This window comes from Bradyrhizobium sp. MI1.10 (assembly GCF_055811035.1).
In genome coordinates, this window is the sequence record NZ_JBVVPN010000013.1 from 15002 (window position 1) to 28728 (window position 13727).

Annotated in this window: 13 protein-coding genes; 5 read left to right on the forward strand and 8 right to left on the reverse strand. The window is 64.0% G+C overall.

Features of this window, described 5'->3' with window-relative positions; all coding sequences use genetic code 11:
* Window positions 1-59: 59 nt before the first annotated feature.
* The 3 genes from AC0L3K_RS15315 to AC0L3K_RS15325 all read right to left on the reverse strand — a co-directional run bounded on the left by AC0L3K_RS15315 (window position 60) and on the right by AC0L3K_RS15325 (window position 3226).
* Entirely contained in the window at window positions 60-1079 is a 1020-nt protein-coding gene (locus AC0L3K_RS15315) for a S1C family serine protease (RefSeq protein ID WP_354129412.1), read from the reverse strand.
* A gap of 91 nt (window positions 1080-1170) precedes the next feature.
* Entirely contained in the window at window positions 1171-1620 is a 450-nt protein-coding gene (locus AC0L3K_RS15320; protein ID WP_354129413.1) for a hypothetical protein, read from the reverse strand.
* A 7-nt stretch (window positions 1621-1627) separates the two neighbouring features.
* Window positions 1628-3226: a GMC family oxidoreductase gene (locus AC0L3K_RS15325; RefSeq protein WP_354129414.1), complete on the reverse strand. Its 1599-nt coding sequence runs from the start codon at window positions 3224-3226 to the stop codon at window positions 1628-1630.
* Between the two features lie 196 nt (window positions 3227-3422).
* Here AC0L3K_RS15325 and AC0L3K_RS15330 point away from each other — a divergent pair, with 196 nt between their 5' ends.
* Window positions 3423-4211 (forward strand): thermonuclease family protein, encoded by a 789-nt coding sequence (locus tag AC0L3K_RS15330; protein WP_007594078.1) that lies wholly within the window; start codon window positions 3423-3425, stop codon window positions 4209-4211.
* A gap of 219 nt (window positions 4212-4430) precedes the next feature.
* On the opposite strand, the gene cyoD is transcribed toward AC0L3K_RS15330, so the two are convergent.
* The 4 genes from cyoD to AC0L3K_RS15350 are packed head-to-tail and all read right to left on the reverse strand — an operon-like array spanning window position 4431 to window position 8281.
* Window positions 4431-4820, reverse strand: a complete 390-nt coding sequence (gene cyoD / locus AC0L3K_RS15335; RefSeq protein ID WP_007594086.1) for a cytochrome o ubiquinol oxidase subunit IV — start codon at window positions 4818-4820, stop codon at window positions 4431-4433.
* Window positions 4817-5458 carry a cytochrome (ubi)quinol oxidase subunit III gene (locus AC0L3K_RS15340; protein ID WP_007594087.1) on the reverse strand — a complete coding sequence of 214 codons (642 nt, stop codon included), beginning with the start codon at window positions 5456-5458 and terminating at the stop codon, window positions 4817-4819. The genes cyoD and AC0L3K_RS15340 overlap by 4 nt, the downstream gene beginning before the upstream one ends.
* Window positions 5458-7458, reverse strand: coding sequence for a cytochrome o ubiquinol oxidase subunit I (cyoB, locus tag AC0L3K_RS15345; protein WP_007594088.1), 2001 nt, complete (start codon window positions 7456-7458; stop codon window positions 5458-5460). The genes AC0L3K_RS15340 and cyoB overlap by 1 nt, the downstream gene beginning before the upstream one ends.
* Entirely contained in the window at window positions 7448-8281 is an 834-nt protein-coding gene (locus AC0L3K_RS15350) for a cytochrome ubiquinol oxidase subunit II family protein (protein WP_007594089.1), read from the reverse strand. The genes cyoB and AC0L3K_RS15350 overlap by 11 nt, the downstream gene beginning before the upstream one ends.
* 224 nt (window positions 8282-8505) lie before the next feature.
* On the opposite strand from AC0L3K_RS15350, the gene AC0L3K_RS15355 reads away from it, so the two are divergent.
* From AC0L3K_RS15355 to AC0L3K_RS15365, 3 genes are read left to right on the forward strand one after another with little or no spacing between them, the layout of a single operon-like run.
* The gene (locus AC0L3K_RS15355; protein WP_473366297.1) at window positions 8506-9327 is read left to right on the forward strand and encodes an SDR family NAD(P)-dependent oxidoreductase; all 822 of its coding nucleotides are present in this window, start codon (window positions 8506-8508) and stop codon (window positions 9325-9327) included.
* A gap of 19 nt (window positions 9328-9346) precedes the next feature.
* Window positions 9347-9901, forward strand: a complete 555-nt coding sequence (locus AC0L3K_RS15360) for a carboxymuconolactone decarboxylase family protein (RefSeq protein ID WP_007594091.1) — start codon at window positions 9347-9349, stop codon at window positions 9899-9901.
* A gap of 1 nt (window position 9902) precedes the next feature.
* On the forward strand, window positions 9903-10703 hold the full coding sequence (locus AC0L3K_RS15365; protein WP_473366298.1) for an SDR family NAD(P)-dependent oxidoreductase: 801 nt from the start codon (window positions 9903-9905) through the stop codon (window positions 10701-10703).
* Between the two features lie 182 nt (window positions 10704-10885).
* On the opposite strand, the gene AC0L3K_RS15370 is transcribed toward AC0L3K_RS15365, so the two are convergent.
* Entirely contained in the window at window positions 10886-12223 is a 1338-nt protein-coding gene (locus AC0L3K_RS15370) for a PQQ-dependent sugar dehydrogenase (protein ID WP_473366299.1), read from the reverse strand.
* Between the two features lie 227 nt (window positions 12224-12450).
* Between AC0L3K_RS15370 and AC0L3K_RS15375 the strand changes: the two genes are divergently transcribed.
* Window positions 12451-13641 (forward strand): urate hydroxylase PuuD, encoded by a 1191-nt coding sequence (locus AC0L3K_RS15375; protein WP_473366300.1) that lies wholly within the window; start codon window positions 12451-12453, stop codon window positions 13639-13641.
* Window positions 13642-13727: the final 86 nt, after the last annotated feature.

Here is a 13727-nt window from a genome sequence, read left to right on the forward strand (position 1 = left end):
GCGGCGGGGTTCCCGAAGCGAGCCATGACACCGTCATACCCCGCTTGGGCGCCCGCACGCTAGCGCGCCGGCTTGCGCTCGACCGGGTCGATCTCGATCGCCCGCAGGCGGCCGAGCCGCAGCACGTCCATAGCCAGCCGCCGGCCGATCCGGTCGCGGTCGAGCACACGGATCAGATCGTCCACGCCGTTGATCTCGACGCCGTCGAGGCCGATCACGACATCGCCGGACAACAGGCCCGCCTTCGCCGCCGGCCCGTCCGGCTCGATCTGCGCCAGCAGCGCGCCCATTTTGTTCTCGACGCCGGCCAGCACCGCGTGCCGCCGCGGGATCGGCGCGGTCTGGCCGGCCACGCCGATATAGGCGCGACGGACATAGCCGTGGCGGATGATCTCCGACAGCACGAACTGCGCGGTGTTGCTGGCGACCGCAAAGCAGATCCCTTGCGCGCCATTGATGATCGCGGTGTTGATGCCGATCACCTCGGCATTCGACGACACCAGCGGCCCGCCCGAATTTCCGGGATTGAGCGCAGCATCGGTCTGGATCACGTCCTCGATGGTGCGGCCACTGACCGAGCGGATCGAGCGCCCGAGCGCCGAGACCACGCCGGCAGTGACGGTCGATTCAAAGCCGAGCGGATTGCCGATCGCGATGACGAGCTGGCCGCGCCGCAAGGTCTTGGAGTTGCCGAGCGCCGCATAGGGCAAGTCCCGCACACCGTTGGCGCGAAGCAACGCAAGATCAGTGTCGGGATCGACGCCGAGCACCCGGGCGTCGCCGACATGGCCCTCAACGTCGCGTAGCCGGATCTCCTTCGACGAGCCGACCACGTGGCTATTGGTGAGAACGAGCCCGTCCGGCGAGATCACGATGCCCGAGCCGAGCCCGCCGCGCTCGCGGCCGTTCGGCACTTTTGGTCCCGTCTCGACGCGCACGACGGCTGGACCGACGCGCTCGGTCACGTCGATTACGGCATTGGAATAGGCGTCCAGCAGGGCCCGGTCATCGACCGGAGCGGCCGCTTCCGTTCGCGATGACGCGGCGCCATCGACGATATCTGAGGTGAAATCCAGCATGATAGGAGTCCTTGAGGCTCACACAGATGGTGGCCTGCTCCGTCAGGCGCAAGGGACCCGTCCGGGGCGCAAGGCTGGACTGCCCAGGTGGCTAGGGCACTCGCCGCAGCGTGCCTGCCCTTGCCTTGACCGGATCGAGCAGCGACCAGTCGCCGTCCGGGAGCACGTAGCCCTTGGGAAAAGGTGCGCGCAGTTCGAGACCGAGCGAGCGCAGCACCCGATCGTCGCGGTAGTAGCATTGCAGCACCACGCGGACGAGCGTGGCCGCAGCCGCACCGCCGGAACTGCGAAACTCCTGCGCCACCGCATCGCGCTTCGCCGCATCGAGCTCAGTCAACGGCTGGCCCGCGAGCCGCGCCAGATAGTCCAGCGCCGCCACCACCAATTTGGCGTCACGTCCGAGCGTCGCCAGCATGTCGGCCTGGATCGCGGGGTCGTCGGCGCCCGGCACCTTGTACTCATCGCTCGCGGGAACGATCATCGCGGCGATGGTGCGGAGGTCGTCGCGCTGGGCGCGTGTCAGTTGATTGTCTGCGGACATGACGGCCTCAGTCAAAGAGGTTGGCGAGGCGCTGCTTCATCTGGTCGGCGATGTAGAGCGCGAGGGCCTGAATGGTGGACGTTGGATTCACGCCGCCCGAGGTGACGAAGATGCTGCCGTCGACGATGAAGAGGTTCTTCACGTCGTGCGTGCGGCCCCATTCGTTGACGACGGAGCGTTCGGGATCGGTGCCCATGCGTGCCGTGCCGAGCAGGTGCCAGCCGCCCCAGGGGATCGGCGAGTTGACGCAGATGTCGGTCGCTCCCGCCGTTTCGAGAATCTCGCGGCCGCGCGCCAGCGCATGCTCCATCATCTTGCGGCTGTTCTCGCTGATCGTGTAATTGATCTTCGGCGCGGGAATGCCGTGGCCATCCTTCAAGACCGGATCGAGCGTGACTTGGTTGTGCTCCTCCGGCAGGTCCTCGCAAATCGCGGAAAAGCCGAGCCGGTGGCCGTTGAGCTTGCGGAAGATGCGGTGATGATCGGCGCCCCACGGCAAAATGCCCTTCTGCTCGCTGACGACAGCCTCGAACACCGGCCCGGCGCCGCGCACGAACTGGACGCCGTAGCCGCGCACGAAGCCGCGCGAGAGGTCCGTGTCATACCATTCCTTGCTCCACAGGCAGGTCGGCGGCGCGCGGTTGCTATCGGTCGGCTCCTTCACATAGCCGTAGATCTGCGCATAGGGATGGAACATCAGGTTCTTGCCGACGAGGCCCGACGAATTGGCAAGCCCGTTCGGAAAGCGGTTCGACGCCGAGTTCAGCAGCAGTCGCGGCGTGCCGACGCCGTTGCAGGCGATGATGACGACATGCGCCGGCTGGAACTGCTCGACGCCGTCCTTGTCGTAGTAGACCACGCCGGTGGCCATGCCGTTCTCGTCCGTGGTGATCTCGCGCACCCGGCAGTGCGTACGCAGCTCGACGCCAGCGCGGACCGCGTGCGGCCAATAGGTGATGTCCGTCGAGGATTTAGCGCCTTGCGCGCAGGCCGGCGTGCAATGGCCGAGATTGATGCAGCGCGCGCGGCCCTCGTAGTCCATGGTCGCGACCGTCGTGTCCGAGGGCCACCAGTGCCAGCCGAGCTTGTTCATGGCCTTGCCGATGATCGCACCGGACAATCCGAGCGGCTGTTGCGGCATCGGCGGATGCGTCAGCGGTGACAGCGGGTCACCCGACAGGCCGGACGTGCCCATCATCCGGTCGTTCTCTTCGAAGAACGGGGTCAGTGCGTCGTAGTCGATCGGCCAGTCGTCCGCGACGCCGTCGAGCGTCCTCACCTTGAAATCGGAAGGATGCAACCGCGGCCAGTGCGCGGTGTACATCACCGTCGAGCCGCCGACCGCATTGTAGTTGACGACCTTGATCGGCGAATTGTCGTCGTTGATCGGATAGTCCTCGGGCCGGCCGCGGACGTTGGGGCTGGACGACCACTCGCCGTAGAACTTGGCCTCCCAGTCCCGGCCCGTGCTGGGATATTCCGCCGGGTTCATCCAGCCGCCCTGCTCCAGGCAGAGAATGTGCATCTTGGTCTCGGCCAGTGACCACGCCACCGCCGCGCCTGAAGCGCCGGCGCCGATGATCAGGACGTCCACGGGGTCTTTCATCGCGAAATTTTCCTCCCTTCGCCGCTTCCCGGGCGATTCGGCCTCCGCTCTGCAAGGCCGGCGAACGATAGGATCAGAGCTACGGCCGAGTAAAGCCACGAGGCCGGAATGTCGCACTTCGCGGGGCGCAGACCATTGGTATCGCCACATCCGGATGCTAGGAACAAGGCGCACGAGCCATCGATAGCGAGACCTTATGTCCTTCCGAAACTCCTTTGCCAGCGCCCGCGCTTTTGCGTTCGTTTCCTTTCTCGCCCTGTCCGGATTTCTGGGCACCACCGGCCCCGCCTCCGCGCTGACCGCCGCAGCGACGGTCCGCGACGGCAACGCCATTCAGCTCGGCGACGTCACCTATCGTCTCGACGGCGTCGACGCACCCGAGCTGGACCAGGTCTGCATCGACGATCACGCCGATCCCTGGACCTGCGGCATCGAGGCCCGAGATCAGCTCGCCAAGCTGATTGGCAAGCGATCGGTGCGTTGCGACGATGTCGGACCGGAAAAGAGTTTCGGCAAGCGGCACCGCGCGATCTGCACGGCCGAAGGCGACAAGACCAGCTTGAACGAGCAGCTGGTCAAGCTCGGCTATGCCATTGCCCGCGAGCCGGTCAAGGCGAACGTCAAGTCGGCCGCGGCCGACGCAAAATCGACCTCGGCCGGAATTTGGAAGGGCTGCTTTGTCGCACCGCAAGAATTCCGCACCGGCAAGAAGGATGGCGCGCTGCTGGGCGCCGCCTGCCGCGCCGACCGCGACAAGGAGATTCGCGCGGCGTTATTTCCCGAGGATCTGACGATGCCGCCGAGCTGTGGCATCAAGGGCAAGCTTGCGGTGCGCGCGCGCGTGACCGGCAATATCGGCATCTACCATTTACGGGGCTGCCCGAGCTACCCCGCGACCACCAAGCCGGATCGCTGGTTCTGCTCGGAAGACGACGCCCAGGCTGCGGGCTTCCGCAAGGCCTACAATTGCCGACGGCCGAAATGACGAAGCTCATCACGCAGCCGTGAGCGCAAGCCGGAGACAGTATTCATCCGGAATTGAACTCCATCGAGAGTTTCTGCATTTGTAAGCGTACGCGAGCGCTTTGCGCGAGCGTTTCCTTGGCGGCAATCCGGCTCTGGCCCGATTGCTTTGCTCGGGCGTTTCCTCCCTAGACTTGGGCCGCTTGTCACAACAAGCGGCTCTTCTTTTTTGCATAATGCGCTAGCGGCGCATTGGCATGATCTGATCCATGGCTGGCATGTTCGCATTCAGATGCGCCATGATCCAGACGGTGCCACCGACCACCAGGAACACGACCAGCAGCCCGAAGGCGAGCGCCAGCACGTTGTTGGTGTTATCGGGGCCGGTGGTGATGTGCAGGAAGAACACAAGGTGCACGCCCATTTGCGCGATCGCCAGCACGATCAGCGCGACGGGAATGGAAGGCTGCCAGACCAGATCCGTGCCGGCGATGAAGAACGAGGTCGCCGTCAGCAGCAGCGCAAGCACGAGACCGACCACATAGCCGAGAATCCTGGTGCCGACACTGTGTTGCTCTTCCTCGCCCGGCGCGAGGTCGTGTTCGGTCCGCATATGTGCCTGATCGCTCATACGCCACTCCCAAGCAAATAGACGACGGAGAAGACCCCGACCCAGACAATGTCGAGTGCATGCCAGAACAACGCAAAGCACATCATCCGGCGCAGCACGTCGGCACGAAAACCCTTTGCGAAGACCTGGGCCATCATGGTGAGGAGCCACAATATGCCGGCCGAGACGTGGAGGCCGTGGCAGCCGACCAGGGAGAAAAACGCAGTCAGGAACGCGCTGCGCGATGGGCCATAGCCTCGCGCGACGAGATCGGCGAACTCGCGAAACTCGATGACCAGAAAGATGAGGCCGAGCAAACACGTCACGGCCATCCCGAGATAGAACCAGAGCCGGTTGCGCACATCGGCCGCGATACTTGCCATGCCACAGGTGAAGCTCGACAGCAGCAGGCAGACCGTCTCGATCGCGACGTTTCGCTGCTCGAATATCTCCGAACCCTTCGGGCCGCCGGCGGTCTGGTCGGCCAGCACCGCATAGGCCGCGAAAAAGCAGGAGAACATCACGATGTCGGAGAGCAGGAAGACCCAGAAGCCATAGGCGGTCACGATGCGCTTCGGCGCCGGGCCGGGATGCTCGATGACGAGCCCGATGTGGTGGGGATCGGCGTGCGCACGGCCGGCGGTCGCGGTCATTGACATCAGACTGTCCCCGCCATGCTGACAAGACTGCGCCGCTCCTCGAGATTGACGCGGTCTATCGCTGCGACTTCCTCGGCCGGAATGACGTATTCGTCATGGTCGCGCCAGGCGAACACGACGAAGGTCGCGAACGCTCCGATACCGCCCAAAATCACCATCCACCAGATGTGCCAGATCAGCGCAAAGCCCATGACCGTGGCGAAGAACGCGCAGACGAACCCGGTCGGCGAGTTCCTGGGCATCTCGATGTCATGATACTCGGGCGCATCATGCTGGAGCGATTGCTGCTTGGCATGGGCCTTCAGATCCCAATAGGCATCCTCGCCGCGCACATCGGGATTGAAAGCGAAGTTGAAGACCGGCGGCGGCGACGACGTCGCCCATTCCAGCGAGCGGCCGTCCCAGGGATCGCCAGTGTGGTCGCGCAGGGCCTCGCGGTTGCGGATGCTGACCACGAGCTGCATGATCTGGCAGATCACGCCGATCGTCAGCACGGCCATGCCAACGGCTGCAACCAGCATCCAGGGCCGCCACGCCGCGACGTCATAGTGCTGCATGCGCCGCGTCATGCCCAGCATGCCGGCGACGTAGAGCGGGATGAAGGTGACATAGAAGCCGAGGAAAGTGAACCAGAACGCGAGCTTGCCCCAGCGGTCGTTGAGGCGAAAGCCGAACGCCTTCGGAAACCAGTATTCGAAGCCGGCGAAAGCGCCGAACAGCACGCCGCCGATGATGACGTTGTGGAAGTGCGCGACCAGGAACATGCTGTTGTGGAGGATGAAATCGGCCGGCGGCACCGCGACCAGCACGCCCGTCAATCCGCCGATAATGAAGGTGACCATGAAGCCTATCGACCACAGCATCGGCGTCTCGAAGCGGATGCGGCCGCCATACATCGTGAACAGCCAGTTGTAGATCTTCACCCCGGTCGGTATCGCGATGATCATGCTGGCGATGCCGAAGATGGCGTTGACGTCGGGGCCCGCGCCCATCGTGAAGAAGTGATGCAGCCAGACCATGAAGGAGATGACGCAGATCGCCATGGTCGCCAGCACCATCGAACGATAGCCGAACAGCGCCTTGCCGGAGAAGGTCGAAACCACCTCGGAGAAGATGCCGAAGGCCGGCAACACCAGGATATAGACCTCGGGATGTCCCCAGGCCCAGATCAGGTTCATGAACATCATGACATTGCCGCCGGCCTCGTTGGTGAAGAAGTGGAAGCCGAGATAGCGGTCGAGCAGCAGCATCGCGAGGGTGGCGGTCAAAATCGGGAAGGCCGCGACGATGAGAAGATTCGAGGCCAACGTGGTCCAGCAAAACATCGGCATGCGCAGATAGTTCATGCCTTTGGTGCGCAGCTTCAGCACCGTCGTCACGAGATTGATACCGGCCACCAGCGTGCCGACGCCGGATATCTGCAGCGACCACGCGTAATAGTCGACACCGACGCCCGGCGAGTAGGACAGTTCCGACAGCGGTGGAAACGCGAGCCAGCCGGTGCGGGCGAACTCGCCAATCACGAGCGAGAGATTGACCAGCAGCGCACCGGTCGCTGTCAGCCAGAAGCCGACCGAATTGAGCGTCGGGAAAGCGACATCCCGCACGCCAAGCTGGAGCGGCACGATGAGATTCATCAGCCCGATGACGAACGGCATCGCCACGAAGAAGATCATGATGGTGCCGTGCGCGGAGAATATCTGGTTGTAGTGCTCCGGCGGCAGATAGCCCTGTGACTGGTACGCGACAGCCTGCTGAATCCGCATCATGATGGCGTCGCTGCCGCCGCGCAGCAGCATCACCGAGGCCAGCAGGATGTACATCACGCCGATTCGCTTGTGATCGACGCTGGTGATCCACTCGTGCCAGAGATAGGGCAGATGCCCCTTCACCACGACCCAGGCCAGCACCGCGAGAATCCCGACCAACACCACCGCGCCAGCGATCAGGGGGATCGGCTGATCGAACGGAATGGCCGACCAATCGAGCTTACCGAGCATCATGGCCTCCACTTTGCGACCGGCCTGCTTCGGATGCGAGCTCTGGGCCCGGCCCCGGCGGAATGTGCTGGGTCGCGATCAGGTCGAACAGCCGGGGATCGTCGAGCCGGTAGGTCGGCCTGCCCTTCTCGACGCCCTGCTGCATCAGCTTCTTGTAGCTGTCCTCATTGAGGACGGCATCGCTTTTCGCCGTGGTCGCCACCCAATCCGGAAAGGCGAGCGGCGAGATCACGTTGACGTCGAACATCATGTCCGGAAACCCGTCGCCGGAGAAATGGGCCGACAGGCCCTGCAGCTTGCCCTCGTTGTCGGCGCGCAGGTTCAGCTTCGTCACCATTCCGTTCATGGTGTAGATCATGCTGCCGAGCTGCGGGATGAAGAACGTGTTCATCACGCTTGACGACGTCAGCTGGAAATTCAGTTCGGCGCCCGCCGGCACCGTCAGGGTGTTGACGGTGGCGATGCGCTGGTCCGGATAGATGAACAACCATTTCCAGTCGAGCGAGACGGCCTGAATGCGGACCGGGCTGCCGGTGCCAGGCACGGGTGCTGCGGGATCGAGCTGATGCGAGCCGATCCAGGCGACGCCGCCGAGCAGGATCACGGTGAGCGCGGGGATCGCCCACACCACCATTTCCACCCGCCCGGAATAGACGAAGTCCGGCTGAAATTTTGCTTTCGGATTCGAGGCGCGAAACCAGAATGCAAAAGCCAGGATCGCGAAAATGGTCGGCACCACGATCGCGAGCATGATGAAGACGGAATCGACCAGGATGGTGCTGTTGGCCGCAGCCACAGGCCCTTGTGGATCGAGCAGATTCATCGGCAAGCCACTGGCGGTTGGGAAGCCCCGGGACAGAGCCTAACGTGGGAACGGCTCCGGCAGCAAACGCGATCGTGTGAGGTCGGTTCCTAACGGGGCAGGTCGATCGTTCGCCCTTCTCGCGCGGCGGCATGCAATTCCATGCGATGTCAATGACATGAAAGCTGGAGCCCGGCCCTTCTCTCCGCTCGGGGCGATTGCTAGAGTGCACGAAAATATTCGGGATGAACGACATGCAGGGGCTCGAGGACGATCCCGGTCTCGCCGGCAAGGTGGCGCTGGTCACCGGCGGCGGCGCTGCGGGCGACGGCATTGGCAACGGCCGCGCGGCCGCAATTCTGCTGGCCCGCGCCGGCGCCAAAGTTCTGGTGGCCGATCGCGAGCTCAAGCTCGCTGAACGAACCGTCGAGATGATCGCAGCCGAAGGCGGCACGGCCGCGGCGCATGGCGGTGACGTCACCAGCGAGAGCGATTGCAGGACGCTGGTCGAAGCCACGCTTGACCATTGGGGCCGGCTCGATTTCCTCGACAACAATGTGGGCATCGGCAGCCGCGGCAGCGTGGTGGACGAAGCGCCCGAGCAGTATCGCCGCGTCATGCAGGTCAATGTCGAGAGCATGTTCCTGCTCTCCAAACACGCTATCCCTGCGATGATCAAGACCGCGCGGGGCGGCGCGATCGTCAACATCTCGTCGATCTCGGCGCTGCGGCCGCGCGGGCTCACGAGCTACACGACATCGAAGGCCGCCATCATCGGTCTCACCCGCGCGATGGCGGTCGATCACGGCCGCGACAACATCCGCGTCAACTGCATCTGCCCCGGGCCGATGTACACGCCGATGGTCTATGGCCGCGGCATGAGCGAACAGGCGCGCGCTCAGCGGGCCAAGGCGTCTTTGCTGAAAACGGAAGGCACCGGCTGGGACGTCGGCCACGCCGTCAAATTCCTGCTCAGCAATTTTGCGCGCTATATCACCGGACAGGTGCTGGTGGTGGACGGCGGGGTGACGCTGCAAGCGCCCGAACGCGAGTCACAAGAACACTAGCAAGGAAGGAAACACAGGGATGGCCCGCCTGCCCTATCTCGAGGCCGACCAGGTCGCGCCCGAATATCGCGACATGCTCAAGCGCAACACCAATTTGCACAAGCTGTTGGTCAACTCGCCGGAGATGGCGCGCGCCTTCAACGGCATCGGCGGATACATTCGCTTCAAGAGCAAGCTCGACCCGCGCCTGCGGGAGCTTGCGATCCTCCAGGTCGGCTGGATGGAGAAATCGGAATACGAGTTCACTCACCACGTGAAGATCGGCAAGGAGTTCGGCGTCACCGACGATGACATCGCCGGCCTGATGGCTGAGACCGACGGCAAACCCTCGACGCTCGAGCCACAGGCGAAGGCGATCCTGAAAGGTGCCCGCGAGATGGTACGCGAGCTCGCGATGTCGGACGCAACCTTTACCGAGATCAGGCAGCATCTCTCGGACGAGCACATGGTCGACCTCGTGCTGACCATCGCCTTCTATTGCGGCGTGGTGCGCGTGCTCGCCACCATGAAGATCGACAACGAGCCATATTACAAAGAGGTACTCCAGCAGTACCCGATCCCGGGAGTGAACTGACATGCGCGTGAAGGACAAGGTTGCGATCATCGTCGGCGCCGGCCAGAGCCCCGGCGAAGGCATGGGCAACGGCCGCGCCACCGCACTGACCTTCGCGCGCGAGGGCGCCAAGGTGCTGTGCGTCGATCATCATCTGGAATCGGCACAGGAAACCGCCGCCATGATCGCCGCGAAGCATGGCACCGCCGCGGCGTTCAAGGCCGACGTGACCAAGATCGCCGACATCGAGGCGATGGTCGCGGACGCGCAGGCGCGCTGGGGCCGGATCGACGTGCTGCACAACAACGTCGGCGTCGGCCTGTCCGGCGGCGACGCCGAGTTGCTTCAGATCACCGAGGAAGCCTTCGACCGTATCGTCGCGATCAATCTGAAGAGCTGCATTTGGGCGGCGAAAGAGGTGATCCCGATCATGCGCGCGCAAGGAAGCGGCGCGATTATCAACATCTCCTCGATGGCGGCGATCACCACCTATCCCTATGTCGCCTACAAGGCGACGAAGTCGGCGATGATCGCCTTCACCGAACAGCTCGCCTACCAGAACGCGGAACACGGCATCCGCGCCAACGTCATCCTGCCGGGCCTGATGAACACGCCGATGGCCGTCGACACCCGCGCCCGCGAATGGCACAAGACCCGCGCCGAAGTCGAAGCCGAGCGCGACAGCAAGGTGCCGCTGCGCAGGAAGATGGGCACGGGGTGGGACGTCGCGAATGCCGCGCTGTTCCTGGCGTCGGACGAGGCCAATTTCATCACGGGCGTGACATTGCCGGTGGATGGCGGGGCGAGTGTGAGACGGGGGTAGGCGCCGCAAGCGCAGTGCCTCTTCCTTCTCCCCTTGCGGGAGAAGGTGGCGCGAAGCGCCGGATGAGGGGTTCTCTCCGCACATGCACAAGGAGTTCGCGGATAGAACCCCTCACTCGTCTCGCCGCTATGCGGCGAGCCACCCTCTTCCCGCAAGGGGCGAGGGTACACCTCCACCGCGGCTCAGCGCACGCTTGTCACCCGCCAGATTGTCCCGTTGCCATCCTCCGACACCAGCAGCGATCCATCCTTCGCCACAGCAACACCGACCGGCCGCCCCCACACCTCGGTGTCGCTCACCACGAATCCCGTGACGAAATCCTCGTACTCGCCGGTCGGCTTGCCGTCCTTCATCCGGATGCGGATCACCTTGTAGCCGGTGCGCTTCGACCGGTTCCAGGAGCCGTGCTCGGCCGCGAAAGCATCGCCCTGGTATTCGGATGGAAACTGCGTGCCCTGATAAAAGGTCATGCCGAGCGAGGCCGAGTGCGGTTGCACCAGCACATCGGGTATCGTCACCTTGTCCTTGAGGTCCGGCCGCGCGCCGGCATGGCGCGGGTCTTCGTTGCCGCCGATATAGAACCACGGCCAGCCGTAGAACGCGCCTTCCTTCACGCTGGTCACATAGTCAGGCACGAGATCGTCGCCGAGCCCGTCGCGTTCGTTGGTCGAGCACCACGGCAGCCCGGTCTGTGGCTGGACCGCGAGTCCGACGCAGTTGCGGATACCAGTGGCGTAGATCTTCCGCTCCTTGCCATCAGGATTGAAGGCCAGCACGGCGGCGCGCTCGGTCTCGCTCGCCCACGCCGCACCAAGCGGATGGGTTTTCGACCACACATCCAATCCGCCCGGCGGCGTACCCATGCCCTCGGCGACGTTGCTGAGCGAGCCGACCGACACCAGCATGCGCTTGTTGTCAGGTGTGAAGACGATGTCGCGGGTGGAATGACCGCCGTCATGCGGCAGGCCCGCCACGATCGTCTCCGCCTTGCCGCGCGCCTTGAGATCGCCGGCCTGGTACGGAAAGCGGACCACGCTGTCGGTGTTGGCGACATAGACCCATTGCGGATTATCGCCGTTCGGAAAGAAGGCGATGCCGAAGGGCTGCCGCAGTCCGGCAGCGAACACCTCATTGGTCGCGGCCTTGCCGTTTTCGCCGGCGCGCATCACGCGGATGTTGCCCGCGCGCGTCTCGGCGACGAAGATATCGCCTTTCGGCGCCACGCGCACGATGCGCGGAGCCCGCAGGCCCTCGGCGAACAGCTCGATCTTGAAGCCGGTTGGCACCTGAAGCGCACCCTCCGGTGGGCGCGGCACCACGCGCGACGACCTCGCAACCGACCGCGTGGCCCCGGGCCTGACCAGATCCTGCGGCCGGATCAACCTGACCGTGCCGGGCTTGTCGGCCTGCCAATCGCCGTAGGCGTCCTTGCCCTGCAGCACCGGCTCAGCCTGTGCGCAGGTCACGACCGCGATCAGCCACCCGGCGGACATCGCTACGAACGAAATCCTGTTCCTCACGTCGTTTCCTCCCGGCCGTCACGTCTGGCGCATCAACGACGCGCAAACGTTCTGCGACAGGACAAATGCCTGCCGAATCCCACGTCAGCTCATGCCCGCACGATGTGCATCAGCCGCAGCCCATCGTACTGGAAAATGCGGCTGATCGGTGCGACACATTGTAAGGGCGGGCCGCCGGTTGCGGTCATCAAGGCTGCGGCATTGGGGTCGCATCTGTTGGGGTGATCATGTGGGGATCCATCATATCGGAATGGGCTAGCCTGCTGCTCCGCTGGCTCCACGTGGTCGCAGCGATCGCCTGGATCGGAAGCTCCTTCTATTTCATCGCCCTCGACCTCAGCCTCAAGCCTGACAGCGATCTGCCGGACGGCGTGCAGGGCGAGGCCTGGCAGGTCCATGGCGGCGGGTTCTATCGGATCATGAAATATCTGGTCGCGCCGGCCCAGATGCCGGACGAGCTGACCTGGTTCAAATGGGAGGCCTACACCACCTGGCTGTCCGGCTTCGCGCTGATGGTTGTGGTGTATTATCTCGAGGCCGATTTGTTCCTGGTCGACAAGTCGATCCTCGACCTCACGCCATTCCAGGCCGGCCTATTCAGCCTCTGCAGCCTCGCGCTGGCATGGCTGCTCTATGAAGGCGCCTGCCGTACCGGGCTCGCGCAGCGCGAGCTCCCCTTCGCCATCGGCGGCTATCTGTTCCTGGTGGCATTGACCTATGCTTTCACCCACGTGCTGAGCGGGCGCGGCGCCTTCAACCAGATCGGGGCGATCATCGGCACCATCATGGTCGCCAACGTCTTCACGCTGATCATCCCGAACCAGAAGAAGATCGTGGCCGCCCTGCTCGCGGGCCAGGCGCCCGATCCAAAGCTCGGCAAGGCCAGCAAGGAACGCTCGGTCCACAACAACTATTTGACGCTGCCTGTCGTCGTGCTGATGATCAGCAACCACTATCCCCTACTCTATGCCACCCGCTACAACTGGATCATCGTCGCCATCATCCTGGCGCTCGGCCCCGTGATCCGGCACTTCTTCAACGAGGGGCATGCCGGGCGCAAATCGCCATGGTGGGTGTGGGGCGTTGCAGCGGCCGGCGTGATCGCAATCCTCTTTCTCTCGGCGGCCGGCCCGCGCGAGGTCAAGACAAGCGCGCTGTCAGCGCAGCCGACCCTCGCCAATGTCGAGGAGATCGTGATGTCCCGCTGCAGCATGTGCCACGCCGCCGAGCCGGTCTGGGCCGGCATCGTCACCGCGCCGAAGGGCATCTTGCTCGACGCGCCCGAGCACATCCATCGCAACATCCGCTTGATCGGCCGCGTCGCCGCCTGGTCCAATGCCATGCCGCCGGGCAACATCACCGAAATGACCAGCGAGGAGCGCGCCATTCTCGCCGCCTATATCGAGCAGGCGCGCTGACGCCGTCGCGCGTCGATATCGCCTTTCGCGGAATGAAATTTCCGCATGTCCCGCCGATTTGAAAATGACTTGACCGCCTATCCAGC

Coding starts and splice junctions, on each gene's coding strand:
- AC0L3K_RS15315 (WP_354129412.1), bottom strand. CDS start 1,079: ATGCTGGATTTCACCTCAGATATCGTCGATGGCGCCGCGTCATCGCGA.
- AC0L3K_RS15320 (WP_354129413.1), bottom strand. CDS start 1,620: ATGTCCGCAGACAATCAACTGACACGCGCCCAGCGCGACGACCTCCGC.
- AC0L3K_RS15325 (WP_354129414.1), bottom strand. CDS start 3,226: ATGAAAGACCCCGTGGACGTCCTGATCATCGGCGCCGGCGCTTCAGGC.
- AC0L3K_RS15330 (WP_007594078.1), top strand. CDS start 3,423: ATGTCCTTCCGAAACTCCTTTGCCAGCGCCCGCGCTTTTGCGTTCGTT.
- cyoD (WP_007594086.1), bottom strand. CDS start 4,820: ATGAGCGATCAGGCACATATGCGGACCGAACACGACCTCGCGCCGGGC.
- AC0L3K_RS15340 (WP_007594087.1), bottom strand. CDS start 5,458: ATGTCAATGACCGCGACCGCCGGCCGTGCGCACGCCGATCCCCACCAC.
- cyoB (WP_007594088.1), bottom strand. CDS start 7,458: ATGCTCGGTAAGCTCGATTGGTCGGCCATTCCGTTCGATCAGCCGATC.
- AC0L3K_RS15350 (WP_007594089.1), bottom strand. CDS start 8,281: ATGAATCTGCTCGATCCACAAGGGCCTGTGGCTGCGGCCAACAGCACC.
- AC0L3K_RS15355 (WP_473366297.1), top strand. CDS start 8,506: ATGAACGACATGCAGGGGCTCGAGGACGATCCCGGTCTCGCCGGCAAG.
- AC0L3K_RS15360 (WP_007594091.1), top strand. CDS start 9,347: ATGGCCCGCCTGCCCTATCTCGAGGCCGACCAGGTCGCGCCCGAATAT.
- AC0L3K_RS15365 (WP_473366298.1), top strand. CDS start 9,903: ATGCGCGTGAAGGACAAGGTTGCGATCATCGTCGGCGCCGGCCAGAGC.
- AC0L3K_RS15375 (WP_473366300.1), top strand. CDS start 12,451: ATGTGGGGATCCATCATATCGGAATGGGCTAGCCTGCTGCTCCGCTGG.